Origin of the sequence: Kitasatospora sp. NPDC059408 (assembly GCF_042751525.1) — a bacterium.
Classification (GTDB): Bacteria; Actinomycetota; Actinomycetes; order Streptomycetales; family Streptomycetaceae; genus Kitasatospora.
Genome location: NZ_JBHYWI010000044.1, coordinates 35,222 through 60,171 on the forward strand (window position 1 = coordinate 35,222; position 24,950 = coordinate 60,171).

Annotated in this window: 20 protein-coding genes; 11 read left to right on the top strand and 9 right to left on the bottom strand. The window is 74.3% G+C overall.

Going from position 1 to position 24,950, the window contains the following annotated elements:
* Window positions 1–4 precede the first annotated feature (4 nt).
* Entirely contained in the window at window positions 5–706 is a 702-nt protein-coding gene (locus ACFXDE_RS26750; RefSeq protein ID WP_380497258.1) for a phosphotransferase, read from the bottom strand.
* Between the two features lie 138 nt (window positions 707–844).
* Here ACFXDE_RS26750 and ACFXDE_RS26755 point away from each other — a divergent pair, with 138 nt between their 5' ends.
* Window positions 845–1,432, top strand: a complete 588-nt coding sequence (locus ACFXDE_RS26755; protein WP_380497259.1) for a hypothetical protein — start codon at window positions 845–847, stop codon at window positions 1,430–1,432.
* Between the two features lie 115 nt (window positions 1,433–1,547).
* Here the strand turns inward: ACFXDE_RS26755 and ACFXDE_RS26760 are convergent, their stop codons facing one another.
* Window positions 1,548–2,873, bottom strand: a complete 1,326-nt coding sequence (locus tag ACFXDE_RS26760; RefSeq protein ID WP_380497261.1) for an LCP family protein — start codon at window positions 2,871–2,873, stop codon at window positions 1,548–1,550.
* Between the two features lie 418 nt (window positions 2,874–3,291).
* Here ACFXDE_RS26760 and ssuE point away from each other — a divergent pair, with 418 nt between their 5' ends.
* The 6 genes from ssuE (at window position 3,292) to ACFXDE_RS26790 (ending at window position 11,416) form a co-directional block, all read left to right on the top strand.
* Window positions 3,292–3,846, top strand: coding sequence for an NADPH-dependent FMN reductase (gene ssuE, locus ACFXDE_RS26765; protein ID WP_380497262.1), 555 nt, complete (start codon window positions 3,292–3,294; stop codon window positions 3,844–3,846).
* A gap of 322 nt (window positions 3,847–4,168) precedes the next feature.
* On the top strand, window positions 4,169–4,957 hold the full coding sequence (locus ACFXDE_RS26770; protein WP_380442047.1) for an ABC transporter ATP-binding protein: 789 nt from the start codon (window positions 4,169–4,171) through the stop codon (window positions 4,955–4,957).
* A 16-nt stretch (window positions 4,958–4,973) separates the two neighbouring features.
* Entirely contained in the window at window positions 4,974–7,544 is a 2,571-nt protein-coding gene (locus ACFXDE_RS26775; RefSeq protein ID WP_380497281.1) for an ABC transporter permease, read from the top strand.
* A 125-nt stretch (window positions 7,545–7,669) separates the two neighbouring features.
* Complete coding sequence (locus ACFXDE_RS26780; RefSeq protein WP_380497263.1) at window positions 7,670–9,685, top strand: hypothetical protein; 2,016 nt, start codon at window positions 7,670–7,672, stop codon at window positions 9,683–9,685.
* 18 nt (window positions 9,686–9,703) lie between these two features.
* Complete coding sequence (locus ACFXDE_RS26785) at window positions 9,704–10,744, top strand: glycosyltransferase family 2 protein (protein ID WP_359973141.1); 1,041 nt, start codon at window positions 9,704–9,706, stop codon at window positions 10,742–10,744.
* A gap of 42 nt (window positions 10,745–10,786) precedes the next feature.
* Entirely contained in the window at window positions 10,787–11,416 is a 630-nt protein-coding gene (locus tag ACFXDE_RS26790; RefSeq protein WP_380497264.1) for an acyltransferase, read from the top strand.
* Between the two features lie 5 nt (window positions 11,417–11,421).
* Here the strand turns inward: ACFXDE_RS26790 and ACFXDE_RS26795 are convergent, their stop codons facing one another.
* The 4 genes from ACFXDE_RS26795 to ACFXDE_RS26810 form a co-directional block, all read right to left on the bottom strand.
* Window positions 11,422–12,942 (bottom strand): LCP family protein, encoded by a 1,521-nt coding sequence (locus ACFXDE_RS26795; protein WP_380497265.1) that lies wholly within the window; start codon window positions 12,940–12,942, stop codon window positions 11,422–11,424.
* Between the two features lie 149 nt (window positions 12,943–13,091).
* Window positions 13,092–14,306 carry an LCP family protein gene (locus ACFXDE_RS26800; protein ID WP_380497266.1) on the bottom strand — a complete coding sequence of 405 codons (1,215 nt, stop codon included), beginning with the start codon at window positions 14,304–14,306 and terminating at the stop codon, window positions 13,092–13,094.
* A 36-nt stretch (window positions 14,307–14,342) separates the two neighbouring features.
* Complete coding sequence (locus ACFXDE_RS26805; protein ID WP_380497267.1) at window positions 14,343–15,134, bottom strand: TIGR03089 family protein; 792 nt, start codon at window positions 15,132–15,134, stop codon at window positions 14,343–14,345.
* A 123-nt stretch (window positions 15,135–15,257) separates the two neighbouring features.
* Window positions 15,258–15,761: an SgcJ/EcaC family oxidoreductase gene (locus ACFXDE_RS26810; RefSeq protein WP_380442035.1), complete on the bottom strand. Its 504-nt coding sequence runs from the start codon at window positions 15,759–15,761 to the stop codon at window positions 15,258–15,260.
* 6 nt (window positions 15,762–15,767) lie between these two features.
* Between ACFXDE_RS26810 and ACFXDE_RS26815 the strand changes: the two genes are divergently transcribed.
* Both ACFXDE_RS26815 and ACFXDE_RS26820 read left to right on the top strand, forming a co-directional pair.
* Complete coding sequence (locus ACFXDE_RS26815; protein ID WP_380497269.1) at window positions 15,768–16,721, top strand: DNA-3-methyladenine glycosylase family protein; 954 nt, start codon at window positions 15,768–15,770, stop codon at window positions 16,719–16,721.
* A gap of 37 nt (window positions 16,722–16,758) precedes the next feature.
* Window positions 16,759–16,950 (top strand): hypothetical protein, encoded by a 192-nt coding sequence (locus ACFXDE_RS26820; protein ID WP_380497270.1) that lies wholly within the window; start codon window positions 16,759–16,761, stop codon window positions 16,948–16,950.
* Window positions 16,951–16,966: 16 nt separating this feature from the next.
* Here ACFXDE_RS26820 and ACFXDE_RS26825 read toward each other — a convergent pair whose 3' ends face one another.
* Genes ACFXDE_RS26825 through ACFXDE_RS26835 form a run of 3 tightly spaced genes read right to left on the bottom strand, consistent with a single transcriptional unit; the run spans window position 16,967 to window position 19,925 of the window.
* On the bottom strand, window positions 16,967–18,259 hold the full coding sequence (locus tag ACFXDE_RS26825) for a coenzyme F420-0:L-glutamate ligase (RefSeq protein ID WP_380497271.1): 1,293 nt from the start codon (window positions 18,257–18,259) through the stop codon (window positions 16,967–16,969).
* Window positions 18,256–19,215 (bottom strand): 2-phospho-L-lactate transferase, encoded by a 960-nt coding sequence (gene cofD, locus ACFXDE_RS26830; protein ID WP_380442029.1) that lies wholly within the window; start codon window positions 19,213–19,215, stop codon window positions 18,256–18,258. The genes ACFXDE_RS26825 and cofD overlap by 4 nt, the downstream gene beginning before the upstream one ends.
* Window positions 19,216–19,256: 41 nt before the next feature.
* Window positions 19,257–19,925, bottom strand: a complete 669-nt coding sequence (locus ACFXDE_RS26835; protein ID WP_380497272.1) for a cysteine dioxygenase — start codon at window positions 19,923–19,925, stop codon at window positions 19,257–19,259.
* 621 nt (window positions 19,926–20,546) lie between these two features.
* On the opposite strand from ACFXDE_RS26835, the gene ACFXDE_RS26840 reads away from it, so the two are divergent.
* Both ACFXDE_RS26840 and ACFXDE_RS26845 read left to right on the top strand, forming a co-directional pair.
* Window positions 20,547–20,819: a WhiB family transcriptional regulator gene (locus ACFXDE_RS26840; protein ID WP_030062195.1), complete on the top strand. Its 273-nt coding sequence runs from the start codon at window positions 20,547–20,549 to the stop codon at window positions 20,817–20,819.
* A gap of 276 nt (window positions 20,820–21,095) precedes the next feature.
* Complete coding sequence (locus tag ACFXDE_RS26845; protein WP_380497273.1) at window positions 21,096–24,950, top strand: glycosyltransferase; 3,855 nt, start codon at window positions 21,096–21,098, stop codon at window positions 24,948–24,950.

Sequence of the window (24,950 nt, forward strand, 5' to 3'; positions counted from 1 at the left end):
GGCGTCAGGGCCGCTCCGGCCGCCCGCTGCGCCCCTCCGGGCCGGCCACGCCGAGCGCCAGCGCCTCCGCCGCGTCGAGCCGGGCCACCTCCGCCGCGTCCAGGGTCGGGTTGGCGGCCCGGCGGGCCCGGGCGGCGGGGAGGTCGCCCGGCCCGCCGAGGTGCCGCACCAGCGCCGCCAGCACGGCCCGGGCGGCCGTCGCGAGGCCGGCGGGCAGCGTGAGCACGACCTCCGCCATGATCAGCGCCGACGTGCCCGTGTCCAGGGCGGGCGGGCCTTCCGCGGCCGTCGCCCAGTCGATCACCACCGGCCCGCGCGGCGTCATCAGCACGTTCTCCGGGTGCAGGTCGAGGTGCAGGATCCGGTGCGCCGGGTCGGTGCCCGTGCGGGCCGGGACGGCGTGCAGCCGCCGCAGCAGCCCGGCCAGCAGTTCGCCGGCCGCTCCGGGCGCGAGCTCGCCCGCCACGAGGGCGTCGCGCATCGTCGGGCCGGTGAGGCGCTCCAGGACGAGTTCGCCGGGCGCGGCCCCGGGGCTCGCCCCGGGCACCGGGTAGCCGTGCTCCGCGAGGTGCCGCATCACGGCGAGTTCGCCGGACGCGTCGCTGCCGTCCCGGTACCGGCGCAGCACCCGGTGTCCGTCCAGGGCGAAGACGTCGGCCGTCCGCCCGCGCCCCAGGAGCGCTCCGGTGCCGCTTCGTTCGTCCACGGGGGGCAGGGTAGCGCCGGGCCCCGGCCGTCCGGGCCGGAATCACACAATCACTCCGGGTGTCCGTGCGGTCGCCGTAGGCTCTCCTCGCGCGGCCGAGCCGCGCTCAACTCCACTCTCCGCCAAGGTGGTTCACCGATGGAGCAGCCGATGGAAGCGATGGGGCAGGGCCTCGACGACGCCGAGGTGACGTACGAGCAGGTCACCGTGGTCTCCCTCGCGGCGGGCGAGCCGGCCAATCCGGCGCGCGTCCCGGTCCGCGTCTCGCGCGAGGTGATGACGGTCAAGCGGGTGGCGAGCTACTGGGTGCGCTGGGACGAGCGGCGCGGCCCGGACGACATCCGCCACCACGCGCGGTGGGTGCCCGACGAGGAGTACGTCCGCCCGGAGCCGGGGAGCCCGGACGGCACGCTGACGGTCACTGTCGCCGCGTACTGGACGTACCGGGCGGGCGGGCGCCCGCGCCGCCGCACCAGCGAGACGGTGGTCGCCTTCCGCCCCGGCGAGACCGAGCACGAGCTCGTCCTCGAACGCCCCGATCCGCAGCACCCGGCCGCCCTCGCCGTGCACCTGGCGGACGCCCGCTGGGTGGACGGCGGCCGCGCGCGGGAGATCCACTACGGCTACTCGGGCCCGACCGAGGCCGGGGGCGCCGGCGCCGGCGAGGGGGAGTGGCTGGTGCGCTTCCCGGAGTACGTGACCGGCCTGCAGCCGATCGGCCGGTAGGGGCGCGGCCGGCGGCGGCCGGCACGTCCGTCCCGGAGAACGCGAGCGCCTCCTGGCCCAGGCGGCCCAGGAGGCGGTGGCGGCGGTGGCGGCGGTGGAGCGGCGGGCGGGTCCGCTACTTGACGTCCGGCACGGGGGTGTCGTTCTTGAAGGCGTCGAACACCTGCTTGGCCTTGGCGGAGTCCCACTTGACCGCCGACTCCCCGGTGTTGGTGCGGAAGTCCGGGTTGGAGATCGGGATGGTCAGCGTCTTGCCGCTGCCGCCGTTGACGTCCTTCATCGCGAGGAAGAGCGAGCCGAGGTCGGTGAGGCCGGTGTCGTTGTCGACGATCAGCGTGCCGAGGCCGGCGTCGACCAGCGGGTAGAAGGTGAACGGGTCGAGCAGCGTGCCCGGGGAGGCCGCCTGGTGGGCCAGGGCGGCGAGGAACTTCTGCTGGTTGCGCATCCGGCCGAGGTCCTGGTCGGCCATCTGGTGGCGCTGGCGGACGAAGGCGAGGGCCTGGGTGCCGTTGAGGGTCTGGTCGCCGGCCTTGAGGTCGAGGCCGGAGTCCCGGTCCTTGATGTCCTGGTCGATGTGCATCTGCACGCCGCCGACCGCGTCGACGATGCCGACGAAGCCGGAGAAGCCGATCTCGGCGTAGTGGTCGATGCGGATGCCGGTGTTCAGCTCGATGGTCTGGACGAGCAGTCGGCCGTTGCCGTTGGCGAAGGCCGAGTTGATCTTCGAGTTGGTGGCCTTGAGGGTCTTGCCGCTGCTGGTCTTGTACTCCGGGATCGGCACCCAGGAGTCGCGCGGCACGCTCAGCAGGGTGTTCCCGTTGTCCCCGACGTGCAGGATCATCATCGAGTCGCTGCGCTTGCCCTCGACGTCGTGGCCGGTGTGGAGGTTCTCCTCCTGGGCGTCGGTGAGGCCCTCGCGGCTGTCCGAGCCGACGATCAGCCAGTTGGTGCCCTTGCCGGCCGCCGGGCGGCCGGGGTAGTCGGCGAGCACGTTGTCGTGGTTGATCTTGGAGTCGGCCCAGAAGTAGGTGGAGACGGCCGTCACCATGATCGCGACGAGCAGGCCGAAGACCGTCCACTTGGCGATCCGGCCCTTCGACCAGCCCCTGCGCCCGGCGGGGCCCGGCACGGACGGGCGGGTGCCGCCGGGGGCGCCCGGACCACCAGGGCCACCCGGACCGCCCGGACCACCGGGGCGGCCGGGACCGTCGGGCCGGCCGGGGCCCTGCGGCGGGACGCCGCCGGTGCGGGAGGGCTCGGGCCGGCGCGGCGCCGGGGCGCCCGGCCCGCGCGGGTTCAGCCCGGCCGGCAGCGGCGGCTCGGCCGACGTGCCGCCCCCGCTGCGCCCGTACGCGCCGCCCCCGTCGCCGCCGCCGTACGGGGTCCCGCCGTTGTACGGGTTCCCGCCGCCGCTCGGGCGGCCCTCCTGCCACGTGTTCATGTGGACGAGGATGCCCGAAGGCGTCCGGCCTGACTCCCCCCGGGGGCTCCACCAGGCCTCTTGTAGCAGTTTTGATGCACGTGCCGGATCGTTCCGCCGCAACTTCCGCGCGTGCGCACGCCCGTGCGGGCACCGGCTCGCCGGAGTGATCCGTCCCACTCCGGCGTTCACCTGCCGAAACGATTCTTGACCGCCCCGAACACGCCGTGTTTGCATTTTTGGCATGGATCAGCGAAGGACCCTCACGCGTCGGCGGCACGTCGACCTCAAGCGTGTGTCCCGTTCGCTCTGTCGTGGCTGACGCGCGCCCCGTCGAATTCCCCAACTCCCTTTCCCCGGGCGGCGGAAGCACCGCCGCTCCGCCGCAGCGGCAGCGCCGCCGCACCGCGTCGTCCCCGCTTCCCGCAGAGGTGAACCCATGGCCACCGTCCTGTCCGTCTCCGGCTCCCCGTCCGCGACCTCCCGCACCACCCGCCTCCTGCGCCACGTGGACGGGTGGCTCGCGGCCCGCGGCCACCACGTGATCCCGTTCGAGGCCCGCCACCTGCCCGCGCACGCCCTGCTCTCGGGCGACTTCGACCATCCCGAGATCGCCGCCGCCGTCGAGCTGTTCGCCCGGGCCGACGGCGTCGTGATCGGCACCCCCGTCTACAAGGCCGCGTACTCCGGCCTGTTGAAGGCCCTGCTCGACGTCCTGCCGCAGTACGCGCTCGCCGGCAAGGCCGTCCTGCCGCTCGCCACCGGCGGCTCGCCCGCGCACGTCCTCGCCGTGGACTACGCGCTGCGCCCGGTCCTCAGCTCGATGGGCGCCGGCCACGTCACCCAGGGCTGGTTCGTGCTCGACCGCCACGTCACCGCCGGCGAGGACGGGACGACCGTCGTCGAGCGCGAGACCGAGGCGCTGCTCGCCCCCGTCGTCGACGGCTTCGCGGTGGCGCTGGAGCGGCTCGCCGCCCCCGCCCTGGCCGGCTGACGAGTCGCGGCCGGGGGCCCGTACGGGGCGTCCCCGAGAAGGGCCGCGGCGACCCCTAGGGGGAGGGCCGCCGCACCCCGTACAACTCCCGTTGGCCCGCTTCATCCCGGCGGAGGACGAGCGCTCCGTCCGCCGCTCCTAACGTGGTTCATACATCCCCGCCCGTCCGGAGCCGGCCCGATTTCCTCGGGGCGGCGGCCCGGTGCGCCGGGCAGGGTGGGGACAACCCCCGGTCGAGGACTACCGCTTCCACCATGTCGCCGGACAGGTGGGGACGACCAGGCTGGGGGCCAACGGGTGGGCCATTCCTTAGGAGACTCCAGTGACGACGGCAGCAGCAGCCGTGTTCGACCACCAGCTTCCCGGCGGCGAGTCCGCCGTCGCCGCCTCGGCCCGCCAGGTCACCAAGGCGTACGGCGCGGGCGAGACCAAGGTCACCGCGCTGGACGCGGTCGACGTCGACATCCAGCGCGGTCGCTTCACCGCGATCATGGGCCCCTCCGGTTCCGGCAAGTCGACCCTCATGCACTGTCTGGCCGGCCTCGACACGGTCAGCGGCGGGCGGATCCGGATCGGCGGCACCGAGATCACCGGCCTCAAGGACAAGCAGCTGACCAGGCTTCGCCGGGACAAGATCGGCTTCATCTTCCAGGCGTTCAACCTGCTGCCCACGCTGAACGCGCTGGAGAACATCACGCTCCCGATGGACATCGCCGGCCGCAGGGTCGACGAGGCCTGGCTGGCCCAGGTGGTGGAGACCGTCGGCCTGGCCGGCCGGCTCAAGCACCGCCCGACCCAGCTCTCCGGCGGCCAGCAGCAGCGCGTCGCGGTGGCGAGAGCCCTGGCCGCCCGCCCCGAGATCATCTTCGGCGACGAGCCCACCGGCAACCTCGACTCCCGGGCCGGCGCCGAGGTGCTGACCTTCCTGCGCCGCTCGGTGGACGAACTCGGCCAGACCATCGTCATGGTGACCCACGACCCGGTCGCCGCCGGGTACGCGGACCGCGTGCTCTTCCTCGCCGACGGCGTGATCGTCGACGAGATGCACTCCCCGACCGCCGACTCCGTCCTGGAGCGCATGCGCCGCTTCGACGGCAAGCGCACGAGCTGAGCGGGCGGGACGACGCATCATGATCCTCAAGACGTCACTGCGGAGCTTCTTCGCCCACAAGGGCCGGATGGCGCTCTCCCTGATAGCCGTCGTGCTGTCGGTCGCCTTCGTCTCCGGCACCCTGGTCTTCTCCAACACCGCGACCAGCACCTTCGACAAGCTCTTCGCCGCGACCGCCTCGGACGTCTCGGTCCAGCCGCCGAAGCCGGCCGAGGACGACCAGCAGCAGCCCGGCGACAAGCCGCCGGTGCTCCCGGTCGCGCTCGCCCAGCAGGTCGCCGCGGTGCCCGGCGTGAAGACGGCCGTCGGCCAGGTCATGGTCGGCGACGCGATCCTGGTCGACCCGGCCACCAACAAGCTGATCGGCCCGACCAGCGGCGCCCCGACCCTGGTCGGCAACTGGGCGGACACGCCGCGCAACCCGGTGCGCATCACCTCCGGCCACGTGCCGCAGAACGCGGGCGAGCTGGTGCTCGACGCCGACACCGCGAAGAAGGCCAAGCTCGGCCTCGGCGGCAAGGTGCGGGTCGACAACGCGAGCGGCAAGCACGAGTTCACCATCGCGGGCATCGCGACCTTCACCACCACCAACCCGGGGGCGGCGCTCGCCTTCCTGGACACCCCGACCGCGCAGCAGGTGCTGCTCGGCGAGGCGGCCTACACCTCCGTCGAGGCCTTCGGCGACGGCAGCCGCAGCGACGCGCAGCTCAAGACCGACACCCTCGCCAAGCTGGGCGGCGGCTACCAGGTCAAGACCGCGGCCGAGCAGAAGGACGAGAACAACAAGAGCATCGGCAGCGGCCTCGACTTCATGAAGTACGCGATGCTCGGCTTCGCCGGCGTCTCGCTGCTCGTCGGCGGCTTCCTGATCATCAACACCTTCTCGATGCTGGTCGCCCAGCGCACCCGGGAGATCGGCCTGCTGCGCGCCATCGGCGGCAGCCGCGGCCAGGTCAACGGCTCGGTGCTGGCCGAGGCGCTGATCCTGGGCGTGCTCGGCTCGACCCTCGGCATCGGGGCCGGCCTCGGCATCGCGGTCGGCCTGATCCAGCTGATGAACGCGATCGGCATGGACCTCAAGGCGAGCGACCTGCAGATCGGCCCGGACGTCTTCGTCGCCGGGTACGCGGTCGGCATCCTGATCACCGTCGTCGCGGCCTGGATCCCGGCCCGCCGGGCCAGCCGGATCGCGCCGATGGCCGCCCTGCGCGACCACGGCACCCCGGCCGAGGCGCGGGCCAACGCGGTCCGTACGGTCCTCGGCCTCGTCCTCACCCTGGGCGGCGGCGGTCTGCTGGTGCTCGCCGCGAAGGCGGAGAAGGCGGCGACCGGCGGGCAGTACCTGGGCCTCGGCGTGCTGCTGACCCTGATCGGCTTCGTGGTGCTCGGCCCGCTGCTGGCCACCGCCGTCATCAGGGTGCTGGGAGCCCTCCTGCCGGCCCTGTTCGGCCCGTCCGGCAAGCTCGCCCAGCGCAACGCGACACGCAACCCGCGCCGCACCGGCGCCACCGCCGCCGCGCTGATGATCGGCCTGGCGCTGGTGATCGGCTCCTCGGTGTTCAGCGCCTCGGCCGTCACCTCGGCCAGCGCGCAGATCGACCGCTCGGTGGGCGTGGACTACATCGTCCGCGGCGGCGGTGCGCCGATCACCGCCGAGATGACGGACGCGGTCCGCAGGACCCCGGGCATCGACCACGTCACCACCGAGAAGGACTTCGACGCGAAGGTCCAGCTCGCCGACGGCAAGAGCAAGAAGGCCGGGATCGCCGCCGTGCCGCCGAGCTTCTTCGGCACGGACTTCCACCTCCCGGTCGCCTCCGGCACGGCCGACTCGATCGCCCGCGGCTCGCTGGGCATCGGTGAGAACTTCGCGAAGGACAACGGCCTCAAGGTCGGCGACACCGTCACCGTGACCTACGGCAAGGGGCACACCCAGCAGCTGACGGTCGGCGTGGTGTTCGGCAAGAAGTCGCTCTACGGCGACGCCTCCTTCGTCGACACCGCCACCATGGCCAAGGTGGTCCCGGCCGCCGACCAGCCCGTCGACCGGGTCTTCTACGCCAAGGCGGCCTCCGGCGCCGACGTCGCCAAGACGCTGACCGCCCTGCAGGACGCGCTCAAGGAGTACCCGCAGCTGACCGTCAAGGACCAGGCCGGCTACAAGGAGCTCGTCCAGTCCCAGGTCAACACCCTGCTCTACCTGATCTACGGGCTGGTCGGCCTCTCGATCACGGTCGCCGTGCTCGGCGTCGTCAACACCCTGGCGCTGTCGGTGGTCGAGCGGACCCGCGAGATCGGCCTGCTGCGGGCGATCGGGCTCTCCCGCCGCCAGCTGCGCCGGATGATCCGGCTGGAGTCCGTGGTGATCGCGGTCTTCGGCGCGGTCCTCGGCACGGTGCTCGGCCTCGCCTGGGGCGTCACCGCCCAGCAGGTGCTGCGCGACCAGGGTCTGGACACGCTCTCCGTCCCGACCACCACGATCGCCGTGACGCTGGTCTCCTCCGTGGTGATCGGCCTGTTCGCGGCCCTCTTCCCGGCCTTCCGGGCCGGGCGCATGAACGTCCTCGCGGCCATCGCGACGGACTGACGGGGGGGGGGGGTCGGGGGTTAAAGGGGGGGGTGCGGGGGGTCGGGGGGGGGGGGGGGCGGGGGGCCAAGCACCCCCCGCCCCCTGCGGCGTCCCCGCACCCACCGGGCTGGGATGATCGTCCGATGGTCGCCCCGGACGCCCCGCCCCTGCCCAGCGCCGCGCCCCTCACCACGGCCGCCGCCGACCGCTGGCGCGCCGCCCACCGCTTCCGGCGGCTCGACAGCCGCTGGCTCGCCCTGGTCCCGATCGCCTTCGTGGCCTTCGCCACCGCCGTCGAGCCGACCGGCACGCACTGCAACGCCGCCGGCATCTGCGCCGACACCTGGGGCGACGAGATCGCCGCCTGGTCGGTGATCGCCGAGACGATCCTGCTGCTCGCCCGGGTCCGCGCCCGGGCGCTGGTGCCGCCGGCCGTCCTCGCGGTGCTCTGGTACGTCCCGGACGGACTGGTCACCACCGCCGGCCGCTGGACGGCGGTCCTGGTGCACGTCCTGCTGTCCGTCGTGCTGATCGGCGCCGAACTCGGCCGCCGCCGCGCCCGCCAGGACCTCGACGAGCTGATGGCCCCGCCCGTCCCGTACCCGTGGACCGCCGCGGGCGCTCCGTCGCCCGTCACCCCCGGCCGCCCGCCCGTGGTGCGCCGCGCGCTCGGTGCCGTGCTGCTGGCCGTCGCGCTGGTGATCCCGCTGTACGGGCTCTGGGCGGAGGCCGGGGAGGCCGATCACCGCGGCCGGGCGACGGCGGTCACCGGCATGGCCGGCGCCACCGACGAGGACGGCGTGCTGACCGTCCGCTACCGCCCGCCCGGTGGCGGCCCCGAACGCACCGTCGGGCTCGACCTCACCTTCGCCCGGCCGCCGCAGCCCGGCGACGCGGTGCCGCTGCTCGTGGACGGCGACTGGGCCCGCGCCGCCGGCGTCGAGTACAGCCCGGTGGAGGACGTCTTCGGCGCCGGCCTCGTCGCGCTGACCGGCCTGCTGGTGCTCGCCTCCGCCGCCGGGGCCGAGGCCCGGCGCCGGCGGCCCGCCTTCGCGGGCTCCGCCCCCGCGCTCGCCGTCCGGGTCCGGGCCGACAGCGGGGGCGACTTGCTCGTGGAGCCGCTGGACGGCCCGCCGGGCGGGCCCGCGCTGTGGCGGCTGGTCGAGGACGAGGGCTACCGGTGGGCCCGGTACGGCGCCGGGGACGGCACCGGCCCCGGGTGGGTGCCGCAGCGCGAGCAGACCCCGGACATGGAGGGCGACTTCCTCTACCCCGACTACGCGCTCGACATCCACGACGAAGAAGACGGGGAAGAGGAAGACCACCACGACCACGACCCCGGGATCCCCCTCCCGCCCACCGAAGCCGCCGCCCGCCTCGCCCGCGCCGAGCTGAGCGTCGACGCCGTGCTCTACCAGGGCCCCGACGGCCCGGAACGCCAACTCCTCGTCCGCCCCGGCCTGCTGGAGCACGAGCCGCACTGGCTCGCCGCCGTCGTCGCCCCCGCCCCGAGGGACCCCCGGCTCGGCCGGGACCGCCGGCGCTACCGGAACCCGGACCTGACGGTCTCCGCGCTGACCGCCGAGACGGTCGCCGCCGCCCCCGAACCCGGCCCCGGCACCGAGCCGATGACCGCCCGCCGCTGGGAGATGCCGTTCGTCCTGCGCGCCGCGGCCAGCCCGGCCGCCGCCGTCCTGCTCGCCGCGCTCGTCGTCCTCCTCGACGCCGACGGCTGGTGGAACGGCCTGGTCCGCCCGCTCTGGACGGGCTGTGTCGGGATCCTCTTCTGTGCCCGCCCGCTGTCCTGGCAGATGGTCGTCGACCGGGACGGCCTGCGGGTCGCCACCACGCTGCGCAGCCGCGTCTTCCGGTGGCAGGAGATCAACGCCGCCGCCGTGCACCGCAACGCCCTCACCGTCCAACTGCGCTCCGGCCAGGACGTCACCGTGGCGAGCCGCCCGGCGGCCTGGCTGGCCGGCCACTTCGGCGACCGCTGCGACCCGCGGGAACTGGCCAGGACCGTCGCCACCGCCGCCCACCGGCCCGACCTGCGGCCGTCCGTCCGGCTGCCGGACCGGCTCGGCAGTCCGCAGCACGTCCTCAACCGGATCGCGCTGCTCGGCTTCGCCGCCTTCACGGTCGTCCACTACCTCCGCTGACCGGTACGGTTGGCGGCGATGAACACCAAGGCTGCTGAGGAGCTGCCGGCGGTCTCCGTGATCATGCCGGTGCTCAACGAGGAACGTCACCTGCGCACGGCCGTCCGGCACATCCTGGAGCAGGAGTACGCCGGCCCGATGGAGGTGGTGATCGCCCTCGGTCCGTCCACCGACCGCACCGCCGAGATCGCCGCCGAGCTCACCGCCGAGGACCCCCGGGTCCGGACCGTGGAGAACCCCACCGGCCGCACGCCGGCCGGTCTCAACGCGGCGATCCGCGGCTCGCGCCACCCGATAGTGGTGCGCGTGGACGGCCACGGCCTGCTGACCCCCGGCTACGTCGCCACCGCCGTCCGCCTGCTGGACGAGATGGAGGCGGCCAACGTCGGCGGCATCATGCACGCCGAGGGCGAGACGGAGTGGGAGAACGCGGTCGCCGCCGCGATGACCTCCAAGATCGGCGTCGGCAACGCCGCCTTCCACACCGGCGGGCTGGCCGGCCCCGCGGACACCGTCTACCTCGGCGTGTTCCGGCGCGAGGTGCTGGAGAAGCTGGGCGGCTACAACGAGGAGTTCATCCGCGCCCAGGACTGGGAGCTGAACTACCGCATCCGCCAGGACGGCGGGCTGATCTGGTTCACCCCGCAGCTCAAGGTCACCTACCGCCCCCGGCCGTCGGTCCGCGCCCTCGCCAAGCAGTACAAGGACTACGGCCGCTGGCGGCGCGTGGTCACCCGCTACCACCGCGGCTCGGTCAACCTGCGCTACCTGGCCCCGCCGGCCGCCTTCCTCGGCGTCACGCTCGGCCTGGTGCTCGGTGCCGCCGTCCACCCGGTGTTCCTCGCGGCGCCCGGCGCGTACCTGCTCGGGATCCTCGGCGGCTCGGTGGTCGAGGGCCGCGGCCTGTCCGCCAAGGCGAAGGCGCTGCTCCCGGTGGCCCTCGCGACCATGCACCTCAGCTGGGGCTTCGGCTTCCTCACGTCGCCACGCTCGCTGGCCCGCAAGGTCATCGGCAGCACCGCGCCCACCCCGGACAACGTCCTCGCCGACGCGCGCTGATCCGCCCGCGCGACCCCGCCCACGGCACTAAGGTCGTTCCCCATGGGGACGGTTGAGGGCGGGTCCGCGGCCGGCCCGCGCATCGCGCCGAGCGCGGACGTGGACGAGCGGGCCGCCATCGGTGCCGGGACGACGGTCTGGGACCTCGCCCAGGTGCGCGAACACGCGGTGCTCGGCGCCGAGTGCATCATCGGCCGGGGCGCCTACATCGGCCCCGGCGTCCGCATCGGCGACCGGGTCAAGGTGCAGAACCACGCGCTGGTGTACGAGCCGGCCGTGATCGAGGACGGGGTGTTCATCGGCCCGGCCGTCGTCCTCACCAACGACCGCTACCCGCGCGCGATCGAGCCGGAAGGCCGGCTGAAGCGTCGATCCGACTGGCACGCCGAAGGAGTGACGCTCCGTCAGGGCTGCTCGATCGGCGCCCGGGCCGTCCTGGTCGCCGGGGTGACGGTCGGCCGCTGGGCGCTGGTCGCGGCGGGCGCCGTGGTCCACCGCGACGTCCCGGACCACGCGTTGGTCGCCGGCGTCCCCGCCCGCCGGATCAAGTGGGTCGGCCGCACCGGCGAACCCCTCCGTTCCGCCGGCGGGGGGCACTGGCACTGCCCCCGCACCGGCGACCGCTTCGTGGCGGCGGACGGCATCCTCACCCGCCTCCAACAGCCCTCGTAGGAAAGCTACTTCGCGCACACGTCGGTGTCGTCGGCCTGCACCCGCTGGAGGTCGGCCGGGGCCTCCGCCGGCGCCGCGGACGGTGCGGCGGGCGCCGCGAGGGCGTCCTTGCCGAGCACCAGCACCAGCGGCCCCTTCGCGGCGGCCTTCGGATCCGGCCGGGCGGCGTCGCCTGGCAGTCCGAGGGCGGCGGCCAGCGCGGTCGCCGCCTCCTCCTGCCCGGCCGGGTACGCGATCGAACTGGTGGCCGCCGCAGGCGCGTTGGGGCCCGTCGCGGCCTTGGTGAAGCCCTTGGCCCTGAGTCTGTCCACGGTCGCGCCCGACTGTCCCTGTGCCCCGCTGCCGTTGCGGACGGTCACCTGGACGTCCTTCGGGTCCACCGCCGGCGCCGCGGGCGTGCCCGGCGCGGCCGTGGTCTCCGGCGCGGCGGGGGCGGCGGTGGCGCCCTGCGAGGTCTCGGTCAACGAGCGGTCGGCCGCGATCATCGAGAACAGCCGGCCGGCGTCCGGCTGTTTGAGGATCACCCGGTTCTCGTCCTTCGGGTCGTCGAGCACCGGCACGGTGGCGAAGGTGATGTTCTTGGTGTCCACCGCGCTGATGTCCAGCGCCAGGTCCTTGAGCTTGTCGACGCTGCCGATGCCGGAGTCGACGGTGAGCGCCTTGGTGGCGGCGTCCGCGAGCTTGTAGAGCTTGGCCGGGCTGGTCAGGGTGTCGTCGCCCTTGACCTTGCGGATCATCGAACTGATGAACTGCTGCTGGAGCGGGATCCGGCTGAGGTCGCCGCCCGTCCCGACCACGTGCCGGGTGCGCACGAACGCGAGCGCGTCGTCGCCCTGGACGACGTGCCGGCCCTTGGTCATCCTCAGGTGCGACTTCGGGTCGTTGATGTCCTTCGCGGCGCACACCTCGACCCCGCCGACTGCGGTGGACAGCGTCTTCACCGCCTCGAAGTTCACCTGGACGAAGTGGTCGACCCGGATCCCGGTGACCTTCTCGACGGTCTTCCAGGAACAGCCCGGGTCCCGGCCCGCCTGCCCCAGGCTGTTGTTGAACATGTCCCGCGCGGAGCCGGGTATCGACTTGCCGTCCGGCGCCCGGCACTCCGGGATCGGCACCATCAGGTCGCGCGGGATGCTGATCACCGTCGCGTTGGAGCGGTCCTTGGCGACGTGGAAGAGCAGCGTGGTGTCGGCGTGCCCGGAGCTGCCCGCGTCGCCGTAGTCGCTCCCGAGGCCCTCGCGGCTGTCGGTGCCGAGCACCAGGATGTTCAGCGCGTCCCCGGCCGCCCTGGGCCGCTCGGCCTCGTCGCCCAGCTGGACCTTGACCGAGGTCAGGTTGTTGTTGAAGTGCTCGTACAGGTAGTACGCCCCGCCGCAGCCGGCTGCCATGACCAGTGCGCCCGTCCCGGCCGTCCACTTGAGCGTCCGGCGCCGGCGCCGCGTGCGCCTGGCGGCGGCCGCCTGCCGCTGCGCCGTCCGGTGGCCCTGCCCGCTGTACTCACCGGTTTTCGGTTTGTCCTTCTGCACGGGATTCCCTACGTCCGGCCGGTCACGGTGGTGCGGCACACCGGGGCGATGGGCCGATCCGGACACAGTAGACGAGCCGAACGGGGGAATTGTTCCGGGTATGATGTCCGTCACACGCAGGTAATCGGAGCGTAAAGTCCGGAGGGTGGTCAGTGCTGCGCGCAGGCGTCCACGTCGGCCGTGCGCCCCTCGAAGACGGGCGAGGCGCCGGCCGTCGGCGAGGCCGAGGGCCCGGCCGCGGCGGCCCCGTCCGACGCGGGGGAGGCGCCGGCCGTGGGCGTGGGCTCCGAGCCGGGCGGCCGGACGGTGATCCGCCGGTCGTCGCGCAGCGCGGCGAACAGCTGGCCGGTCTGCGGCTCCACGAACTCGTCCCGGTCCGAGTCGTAGCGGTACGGGCGGCGCGGCGCGGTCAGGAACACCACGTCCGCCGAGGGGATGCCGCGCAGGTCCTGGGTGAGGTCGTAGAGCTCGCCGAGCGAGGACAGCCCGCCGTCCGCCTTGACGGAGGAGGTGGCCGCGTCCAGCACCGGCCACAGCCTCGCCGGGTTCAGCAGGACGCCCTGCGACTGCACCTTGCGGATCAGCGAGGCCAGGAACTGCTGCTGACGGCCCATCCGCTGGGTGTCGCTGCCGTCGCCGAGGCTCTCCCGGGCGCGGACGTAGCCGAGCGCCTGCTCGCCCTGGAGGGTCTGGCGCCCGGCCGGCAGGTCGAGCTTGGCGTCCTTGTCGTGGATCGCCTGCGGGACGCACACCTCGACGCCGCCGACCGCGTCCACCATCGACTTGAAGCCGCTGAAGTCGAGGATCACGTAGTGGTCGATCCGGATGCCGCTGAGCTGCTCGACGGTGCGGATCGAACAGGCCGGACCGCCGAGTTCGAACGCCCAGTTGAACTGCATGAGCGCGGGCTTGCTCCGGGTGCCGTCCGGCTTCTCGCACGCGGGGACGGTGACCATGACGTCGCGCGGTACGGAGACGGCCGTCGCGTGCTTCCGGTCCGCGGCCAGGTGCAGCAGGATCGTGGTGTCCGAGCGCTGGGTGCCGGCCTCGCCGCCGTAGGCGCCGTTCGCGCCGGAGCGGTCGTCGCTGCCGATGAGCAGGATGTTCTCGGCGCCCTTGGCCCCGGCGGTCCGGCTCGGCCGCTCCGCCTCCAGCCTGGCGAGCAGCTTGTCGGTGGCCGTGTCCGTGCGGATGTTCCCGTCGAGCTTGCGGTAGGCGATCCAGAGCAGCACGCCGGTGGCCACGAGCAGGAACGCGACGACGCCAGCGGTGATCATCAGCCACCGCCGGCGCCGACGGGGGCGTCCGGGCGCGTCCGGGGGAGTGTCGGTCGGGGTGTGCGCGGTGTCGTCGTCCTCGGCCATGGCAGGGATCCCTACCCGCCGGGCCGGCGGCGGGGGTTACCCGAGGCGCAGTGTCACCCGTTCGGAGTCGGCCCGCTTCTCCCACTGCTCGGCCGTCAGGCCCCGGGAGTTGCGGCACAGCACCACCGAGGCGCCGGCCGCCAGCGGCGCCAGCAGGCCGGCCTCCAGGCCCGTCCAGTCGTCGTACGACAGCGTGGACATCACGCGGTCGCCCGGGTTCAGCCCGAGCCGGACGGCGCCCTCGCGGGCCAGGGCGACGGTCTGCTCACCGGTCAGCTTCAGCGGCAGCCCGTCCACGCCGGTCTCCAGGGCGGGCGCGTCCGGGGTCACCGGCGAGTACGGCGCGAAGCGGTCGCCCTGGCCGGGCACCTCGGCGGCGTAGTCGAGGAAGCCGTCCGGGCGCTGCGGGAACCGGCCGCCCAGCGGGCGCAGGGCCAGCGCGACCCGCTCGCCCTCGCAGGCGTGGGCGGACTCCAGGCCGTCCGGGCCGCTGACCACCAGGTCGGCGGCGGCCGGCTCGCCGCCCGGCACCGCCGTCACCCCGACCGACCAGCAGGCCAGCAGCCAGACGGCGCTCTGCCAGTGGGCGGGCAGGAGGAGGGCGGCGCGGTCGCCGGGACCGGCGTTGAGCTCGTCCTGGAGCAGGTTGGCCGTCTTGGCCACCCAGTTGTCGAACGTCCGGGCGGACAGCTCCACCCGTTCGCCGGTGGCGTCGTCGTAGAAGGTGACCAGCGGGGCCGCGGGATCGACCGAAGGGGTGCCACCTCGCAGGTATGCGTGCAGCAGCTCGACGGGGGTGCGGGCATCGGCAGCGAAAGGCGCAGTCATGGTGCGCCCCAGCCTACGGCCTCCGGGTGTGACCCCGGGAGGGGCGCCGGACCCGGCGCCGGGCGGCGTGGCGGACACCCGTGTTCGCGGCGACCATCCGGTTCGAGCGCCTCGCGCTCCCCGTCACGTCTTCAGCGTCCTCGCCCCCGCGTCGCCTCCCACCAGCCCCCGCAGCTCCTCCGTCAGAGCCGCCGCCAGGTCCGGCCGGAGGTCGTACCGGGCGGGTGTGGTCTGCAGGAGCGCGATCCGCCACCCCGCCCCCGCGTTCACGGCGATCACCGTCTGCACCGAGTTGAGCTCCGGCACCACGTCCGCCGCCCCCGCCGGTACGAGCCCCGCGACGGCGTCCAGTTGCGCCACGCCGGGCCCGAGCCCCCGGACGCGCCGTACGGCGGCCACGTACCGGGGAGTGACGTGGTCCGCGAAGATCCGCCCGAGTTCGGCCGCGATCGCCGACCGCCCGCGGTGGCGCGTGCCGTCGTGGCCGATCACCTCGCCGTCGGCGGCGAAGGGTCCGGCGAATGCCGAGCCGTCCTGCCGGTTCCACCCGTCGAGGGCCCGGTCGTAGAGCGCTCGCACCGCGTTCTCGTCCGAGGGGGAGAGGTCCGGCAGCCGCGTATCGTTCATATCCCCATGGTCGGGGACGGCGGCGGAGGAGGCGACGCAGTGACGGGCGGCGAGTCGGTGCGGCTCTGGCGGCCGGGTTTCCCGCTGGACGTGGCCCGCACGCTGCTCCCGCTGCGCCGCGGCCCGGCCGACCCCTCGTACCGGACGACCGGTGACGGAGCGGTCTGGCGGGCGTCCCGGACCCCGGCCGGTGCCGGGACGCTGCGCGTGCTGTCCCGCCCGGGGGCCGGCGAGGTGGAGGCGCGGGCGTGGGGCCCGGGTGCCGGGTGGCTGCTGGACCGGCTGCCCGCGTTGCTCGGGGCCGAGGACGACCCGGAGGGCCTGGTGCTGCCGCCCGGTCCGCTGCGGGACGCCCAGCGCCGGACGGCGGGCGTGCGGCTGACCAGGACGGGCCTGGTGCTTGAGTCCCTCGTCCCGGCGATCCTGGAACAGAAGGTGACGACCGACGAGGCCTACCGCGCCTGGCGGACGCTGCTCCGGGACTTCGGCACCCCGGCGCCGGGCCCGGCGGAGGGCATGCGGGTGGCACTGTCGGCCCGCGAGTGGGCGCTCCTCCCGAGCTGGGAGTGGCACCGCGCGGGCGTGGACCCGAAGCGCTCGGCGACGGTCGTGCGGGCGGTCCGGCTGGCGCCCCGCCTGGAGGAGGCGTCCGCGATGGACCACGCCGAGGCCTTCGCCCGCCTGACCGCCGTGCCGGGCGTCGGGATCTGGACGGCCGCCGAGACCCTCCAGCGCAGCAACGGCGACGCGGACGCGGTCTCGGTCGGCGACTTCCACCTGCCGAACCTGGTCGGCTGGGCCCTGGCCGGCCGCCCACGCAGCGACGACGCTCGGATGCTCGCCCTCCTGGAGCCCTACCGCCCCCACCGTCACCGCGTCTGCCGCCTCCTGACGGCCACCGGAGCCCGCGCCCCCCGCTACGGCCCCCGCCTGACCCCCAACGACCACCGCGGCCGCTGACGGAGGCCGCCAATACGCCGATGCCATGGACGACGGCGTGGACGACCCGGCCGCGAGCACGGCCGAACCCCCGGCAGGCCTGTTCGGTTCACTCTCGCCCGACGAGTCGGTGCGCCCCTTCCGGACGGGTCCGACGGGCGACGAAGTCGACGGCATGCCGACGTCCGAGGGCGGTGCCGGGTCGATCCTGGCCGATTTCGACCGTCACACGGAGGGCTTCGGCAGGTGACCGGTGGTCGCCCTGACTACCGCACCGTGATGAAGGCGTCCGCGCCGCGTTCCGGGCGGTCGCGCGGTGCTTCGGCGGGGCGGCCGACCGCGACGGCGCCCATCGGGTCCCAGGTGTCCGGGAGGTCGAGGGCGGTGCGGACGGTGTCGCGGCAGAACATGGTGGACGAGACCCACGCGGAGCCGTAGCCCTCGCCGGTGAGGGCGATCAGCAGGTTCTGCACGGCGGCGCCGGCGGCGACGGTGAACATCTCCCGTTCGGCGGCGGCGCGCCGCGGGTCGGGGTAGTCGTGCGAGCCGTCCATGACCAGGCAGGGCACGACGAGGTAGGGCGCGTTGCGCAGGACGTCGCCGCGCGCGGTGCGGCGGGCGATCTTCGCGTCGTCCCAGCCGTCGAGTTCGCGCAGGTCGCGGCGCCAGGCGTCGAGCATCGCGTCGAGCAGCCGGGTGCGGGTGTCGGCGGACTCCAGCAGGACGAACCGCCACGGCGTGGTGTGGTGCGGCGCCGGCGCGGTGACGGCGGCGGCGACGGCGCGGCGGACGGCGCCCGGGTCGACGGGCTCGTCGGTGAAGGCCCGCACGGTGCGCCGCAGGGTGACGGCGGCCCGCAGGGCCTCGGAGGTGCCGAGCCGGAACATGTCGTCGGCGGCGGGGCGCACCAGCGGCCGGGTGCCCTCGCCGTCCTCGGCGGTGACGAGGTGTCCGAGGCCGCGGACGACCGCGACCGGCACGCCGCCGGCCTTGCCCTTCACCAGGTCGCCGGCGGCGGCGAGTTCGTCGGCGGTGGCGGTGACGGTCAGGACGAGCTCGTTGCCGTGGCTGTCGGTGCGCCCGCGGTGGTCCTCCAGTACGGACAGCCCGGCGGCGCCGATGGCGACGTCGGTGAGCCCGTTGCGCCAGGGCCGGCCGAAGGTGTCGGTGACGACCACGGCGAGCCGCCGCCCGGTGAGCCGCTGCAGCGCGGCGCGCAGGGCGCGGGCGGAGGCGTCGGGGTCCTCGGGCAGGAGGAGGACGGTGCCGGGGGCGGTATTGGAGGCGTCGACGCCGGCGGCGGCCATGACGAAGCCGTTGCGGTTCTCGACGATCCGGGCGGGCCCGCGCCGGGCGACGACCCGGACGGTCTCGGCGTCGATCGCGGCCTCGCGGTCGACGGCGTGCAGGAGCCGGCCCTCGGCCTTGCTGACGATCTTGGAAGTGACGAGCAGGACGTCGCCGTCCTCGTACGTCCCCGCCTTGGCGATCAGCGCGGCGAGGTCGGCCCCGGCCTCGATCTCGGGCAGCCCCCCGACCGGGAGGATCTCGACGGTCACGCCCGGACCTGCTCCGCGAGGGCCAGTGCGGCCCGCGCCATCTCGGCGGTGGCGTCGACGTCGGTCATCAGCAGCGGGACGGCCCGGCAGGCGATGCCGGCGGCCTCGACGGTGCTCACGGCGCCCTCGTCCGCGGTGTCGACCAGCCAGCCGTCCAACAGTTCCGAGCCGTAGTTCAGCGCGACGGCCTCCGCCGTGGCCTCGACGCCGACGGCGGCGAGCACCTTGTCGGCCATGCCCCGCACCGGCGCCCCGCCGATGATGGGAGAGAGCCCGACGACGGGGGCGGGTGCGGCGGCGACGGCCCCGCGGATGCCGGGCACGGCGAGGATGGTGCCGATCGACACGACCGGGTTGGACGGCGGGAAGAGGATGACGTCCGCCGCGGCGATCGCCTCCAGCACGCCGGGCGCGGGCTTGGCGGTGTCGGCGCCGATCGGGATGATCGCCTCGGCGTCGACGGCGGCGTGCAGCCTGACCCAGTACTCCTGGAAGTGGATCGCCCGGGTGCCCTGCTCGTCGGTGATCCGCACGTGGGTCTCGACCCGGTCGTCGCTCATCGGCAGCAGCCGCACACCGGGCTTCCAGCGCACGCACAGCGCCTCGGTGACCTGGCTGAGGCTGTACCCGGCGGTGAGCATCTGGCTGCGCACGAGGTGGGTGGCGAAGTCGCGGTCGCCGAGCCCGAACCACTCGGGGCCGACGCCGTACTCCTTCATCTCGGCCTTGATCGACCAGGTCTCGTCGGTCCGGCCCCAGCCCTGTTCCTCGTGGATGCCGCCGCCGAGGGTGTACATCACGGTGTCGAGGTCGGGGCAGACCTTCAGTCCGTAGAGGTGGATGTCGTCGCCGGTGTTGCCGATGACGGTGATCTCGTCCTGCGGGTCGACCGCCGCGAGGAGTCCGCGCAGGAAGCGCGCCCCGCCGATTCCGCCTGCCAGTGCCACGATGCGCATGGGGCCATCCTGCCACGGCCCGACTGCCCGTCAGTCCTCGGTCAAGACGTCCCGGTCTGCGCAGGCCGGCCGTGCGCGGAGCCCTGCGCCGCGCCCTGCTCGGCGGGCCGCTCGTGGTGCTGCTCGGGGACGGCGTTCGCGCCGCCGTACTGGTTCATCTCGGTGAGGCCCGGGCTGTAGAGGTGGATGGAGACGGCCGGCTCCAGCGCGCCGTTGACCACCTCGTGCAGGTAGCCGGAGGAGAAGACCCTCTGCCCGCCGGGGCGCAGGGCGCGGGCGCCCTCGCCGGCGTGCGTCAGGGAGCGCTCGACGAGCTCGCCCTGGACGACGGTCATGACGCCGGAGGACGCGCCGTGGTCGTGGAAGCCGCTGCTCTGCCCGGGCAGCCAGCTGAGCAGCCACACCTCGTAGCCGGGGCCGGTCTCCAGCCGGGCGTACCAGCGGGTGAGCGCGTCGTAGCGGACGAGGTGCTCCCAGCGGGTGCGGTCGGCGGCGATCTCGCGGACCAGCCGGGCGTAGCCGGCGACGGTGGTGGGGTGGGCGGGCAGGTCGGTGCGGGCGAGGTGCGGGAAGGCGAGCGGGTCCCCGGCGATGGAGACGTCGGAGAGGCCGTCGTCCCAGCGGGCGGCGGCGGGGCGGGCGGCCTGGGGCCCACGGCGGGCGAGCTTGTTGCGGTCGCGGTTCCGCTTGCGGATGCGGGTCATGCGCACGGCTGTCGTCCTCGGATCTGCGGCTGGTTCGTCAGGGATCAGCCGGATCCGGGATGTCCTGGGGCGGGAATCGCGGGCGGCCTCTGTGCTTCCTGGGGGCGGCGCGCGGTGGGACGCGGGCGCCTAGATACAGCAGGAACAGAGGCGACAACAAGAGTTCACGGCACGGCGGAGCGTGGAACCGCTCCGGGGGCTCATGGACTCTGACATAGGGGAAAGGAGACCGCATCCGCGGGGGTGGTGTCAAACCGGGAGATGCGGCATTCGGGTGGGTTCGGTCCGGAAGTACCGGATGGGGTGATTCATCACCGTCTATGTTTCGATGGGAAGATCGCCGGGAAGGCAGGGCGATGACCGGCCTGTGAGGGTGACCGGGCGTCACTCGGCGGATGGTTGCGGATGGTTCGAAGCTGTCCGGGGCATCTGGGCGAAAAGTCCGATGTGTCCAGATATGTACACTATTCGTAACGGCTTGGTGCCGGGGAGTGAATCCTGGCCCCAATACCAGAGCTCGGCTTGACTGAGCCAGAGTGACGCAACTGTAATTTCACTCGTGTCGTCGGCCGCACGAGGCAACGGCAACCACGGGGACGCCAAGTAGGGGCAGAGGAGGCGCGCCACATGAGCGAGCTCTTTGAGCTGTTGATCGGGGACGGCATCGCGGAGGACGAGGAGGAACTCGGCTGGCAGGAGCGCGCGTTGTGCGCCCAGACCGACCCCGAGTCCTTCTTCCCCGAGAAGGGCGGCTCCACTCGCGAGGCGAAGAAGGTCTGCCTCGCCTGCGAGGTCCGTTCCGAGTGCCTGGAGTACGCCCTCGCCAACGACGAGCGCTTCGGGATCTGGGGCGGCCTCTCCGAGCGCGAGCGCCGGCGGCTCAAGAAGAGCGCGGTCTGACGGAGGACCGGTCCGGCCCGCCGGGGCCGCGGTCCGGGCGGAGCGGTTTCGGGCCCCCGCCGATCCTCCGGTGACGGAGGACAACCACACAGCTGTACGGGCGCCTCACCGCGGTGGTGGGGCGCTTTCGCGTGCCGGGGCACGGTCGTGGGCCGTCCTTCACCGTCCCCGCACGGACACCGTGGACGGAGCCGCAACCCGGAGCCGTTAGTGTGGTGCGCCATCCGGTTGCCGTTCACCGGCTGTGTCCACCGAGAACTGGGGCCCGCGCACTCGATGACCGTCTACAGCCACCAGAGCGGCTTCACCGCTGCCAGGCCGCCCGCCTATCCGCGCCACCTGGTCACCGCCGTGATCGTCTCGCACGACGGCGCCCGCTGGCTGCCGCAGGCCCTGGCCGGCCTGCTCGGCCAGGACCGCCAGGTCCAGCGGGTGCTCGCAGTCGACACCGGATCCACCGACAACTCCCCGCAGCTGCTCGCCGACACCCTCGCCGACTGGCTGCCCGAGAGCGGGCCCCTGATCCTCGGCCGCCGGGCCGGGTTCGGCACCGCCGTCGCCGAGGCCGTCTTCAACAGCCCGCCGCTGCGCCCGGAGGACCTCCCGTACCGGCTCGACCCCTCCGGCTACGACCCGGTCACCGGCGGCTGGGACGACTTCGGCGACCCGCTCGCCCAGGAGGACGACCTCGCCCGCGGCGGCCCGCGCGAGACCCAGCCGGTCGAGTGGTTGTGGCTGCTGCACGACGACTGCGAGCCGCAGACCGACGCGCTGCGCCGCCTGCTCCAGGTCGCCGACTCCACCCCGAGCGCCGCCGTCGTCGGCCCCAAGCTGCGCAGCTGGTACGACCGCCGCCAGCTGCTGGAGGTCGGCGTCACGATCGCCCGCTCCGGCCGCCGCTGGACCGGCCTCGACCGCCGCGAGCAGGACCAGGGCCAGCACGACCAGGTCCGCCCGGTGCTCGCCGTCTCCTCGGCCGGCATGCTGGTGCGCCGGGACGTCTTCGAGGAGCTCGGCGGCTTCGACAAGGCGCTGCCGCTGATGCGCGACGACACCGACTTCTGCTGGCGGGTCAACGCCGCCGGCCACCGCGTGGTGGTCGCCCCCGACGCCGTGCTGCGGCACGCCGAGGCGGCCAGCCGCGAGCGCCGCGCCATCGACTGCGGCGCTTCCCACCCGCACCGGGTGGACAAGGCCGGAGCCGTCTACACCCTGCTCGCCAACTGCAAGGGCGCGCTCTTCCCCTACGTCCTGCTGCGGCTGGTGCTCGGCACGCTGGTGCGGGCCGTCACCAACCTGCTGGGCAAGGACCCGCGCCAGGCCTTCGACGAGCTCGCCGGGCTCGGGCACGAACTCGTCCGGCTGCCGCGGCTGTTGGCCGCGCGCAAGCGCCGGGCCCGGACCCGGGCCGCCGACGCCCTGGACGACCGCACGCTGTTCCCGGCGCCCGGCGCGACCACCCGGCTCGCCGTCGAGGGCGTCATCAGCTCGCTCGGGATAGGGGGAGCGGACGACAACGTCGGCCGGCACGGCTCGGTGGAGGCCGGCGGCGACGACGACGCCGAGGACCTCGTCGTCGAGCAGTTCGCGCTGATCAAGAAGCTCGCCCGGCGCCCCGCGCCCGTCCTGTTCGCGGCCCTGCTGGTGTTCGCCCTCGTCGCCTGCCGCGGTCTGTTCGGCAGCGGCGTGCTGTTCGGCGGTGCCCTGCTGCCGGCCGCCGACGGCGCCGGCGGCCTCTGGTCGATGTACGCCGACGCCTGGCACCCGATCGGCACCGGCTCCACGGCCGCCGCACCGCCGTACCTCGGCGTGCTCGCCGTCCTGTCCTGGATCTTCTTCGGCCACGCCGACCTCGCGATCACCCTGCTGCTCTTCCTGACGGTGCCGCTCGCCGCGGTCAGCGCCTACCTGGTCTCGCGTCCGCTGCTGGACTCCAAGCTGGTCCGCGCCTGGGCCAGCGCCGCCTACGCGCTGCTGCCCGCCGCGACCGGCGCGCTCGCGCAGGGCCGCCTCGGCACCGCCGTCCTCGCCGTCCTGCTGCCGCCGCTGGCCCGTGCCGCGGCGATCACCGCCGGCCTCGGCATCCGCGAGGAGAGCGCCGCCAAGGGCGCCCGCCCCGGCTGGCGGCCGGTCTGGATGACCGTCCTGCTGCTCACCCTGGCCACCGCCTTCGTGCCGCTGACCTGGGCGCTCGCGGTTCCGCTCTGCCTGGCCACGCTGGGTGTCGCGGTCGTCCGCGGCGGTGCCTTCGGCTCCGGCGGCGCCGCGCTGCGGCTGCTCGGGCTGCGCGTCGTCGTGGTGCTCGCGCTGCCGGTGGCGGTGCTCGCGCCGTGGTCGCTGACGGTGCTGTCGCACCCGCAGTCGCTGCTGATGGAGGCGGGCCTGCCGGGCCTGCACGGCAGTGGCGCCGGCGCCGTCGGCCTGGTGCTCGTCAACCCGGGCGGCGCCGGGGTGCCCCCGGTGTGGCTGTCGGCCGGTGTCGTGCTCGCCGCGCTCGCGGCGCTGCTGCGCGCCGACCGCCGTCGCGCGGTGCTCGCCGCCTGGGGCGCGGCCGGTGCGGGCATGGTCTTCGCCGTCGCCGTGGCCGGCACCTCCGTGACCCCCGCCTCGGGCGGTCCGGCCGTGCCCGCCTGGGCCGGTCCGGCGACCCTGGTCGCCGGGATCGCCCTGCTGGCCGCCGCCGCGATCGGCGCCGACGGCGCCAACGCCCGCGTGGCCGGCATCGCCTTCGGCTGGCGCCAGCCGGTCGCCGCCCTCGTGGTGGCCGCGGCCGCGCTGGCCCCGCTGGGCACCGGCCTCTGGTGGGCGGTGACCGGCGCGGACGGTCCGCTGCACCGCGCCGATGCCAGCCAGGTGCCCGCGTTCGTCGCGGAGGAGGCCGGCACCACCGACCGCGCCCGCACGCTCGTCGTGACGGGGGAGAAGAGCGGTGGAGCCGTCCGCTACACCCTGGTCCGCGGCGCCGGCCTGACGCTCGGCCAGTCCGAGTCCACCGTCGACCCGGCGACCGGCACCCAGGACGGCCTGAACAAGGTGGTCGGCAGCCTGCTGGCCGGCTCCGGCGCGGACCAGGCCGGCGCCCTGTCGGGCTACGGCATCGCGTACGTGGTGGTCGAGCGGCCGGTGATCGACGTGTTCAAGGACGTCCTGGACGCCACCCCCGGTCTGGTCAAGGCCAACCAGGACGGTGCCGCCGCGCTCTGGCAGGTCAACGGCGCCGCGGCGGTCCGCGCGGTGATCACCGCCCCCGGCGCGGCCCCCGTGGTCGTCCCGTCCGGCGTCCGCGACATCGCCACGACCGTCGCGGCCGGCCCGGACGGCCGGGTGCTGCGGCTCGCCGAGAGCGCGTCCCCCGAGTGGAAGGCCACCCTGGACGGCACCGCGCTGGAGCCGACCACGGTCGACGGCTGGGCGCAGGGCTTCAAGCTCCCGGCGGGCGGCGGCAAGCTGTCCGTCACCCGCGAGGCCGGCCTGCTGCACACCGGTTGGATCTGGGCGCAGGTGCTGATCGGGCTGACCATCCTGGTCCTCGCCCTGCCCGGCCGCCGCAGCCACAAGGACGACGACCTGCCCGAGGACGTGGTGGCCGCCGCCGCGCTGGCCGCCGCCGCCCAGGCGCAGGCCCCGGCCCCCGGCAGCCGCCGGGCCCGCCGGATGGCCGAGCGCGGCGAGGGCGCCGAGCCGGGCACCGAGGAGACCGGGGTGTACGAGGGCGCGGTACCGCCGCAGCCCGCCGCCGATCCGATGACGGAGGCCGTCCAGGCGGCCGCGGCCGCCCAGGACACCGAGCCGTACACGGACCCGTACCAGACGTACCAGCAGGCCGACCCGTACAGCTACGACCCGTACGCCGCGCAGCAGCCGGCGGCCGCGCCGTACGGCGGCCAGGCCCACGCCCAGCAGGGCTACGAGCAGCAGCAGGCCCACCCCCATCAGGACTTCCAGCAGGCCTACCCCCAAGAGGGTTACGAGCAGCCGTACCAGGACCAGCAGTACGGCTACGACCCCTACCAGCAGACGGAGCACCAGCAGCCCTGGGTGCCGGGGCAGCCGCAGGCCGAGCCCTACTACGACCCGAACGACCCCAACGGGACTGGCCGGTACCCGCACCACCACGGATCGGGGAGCTGA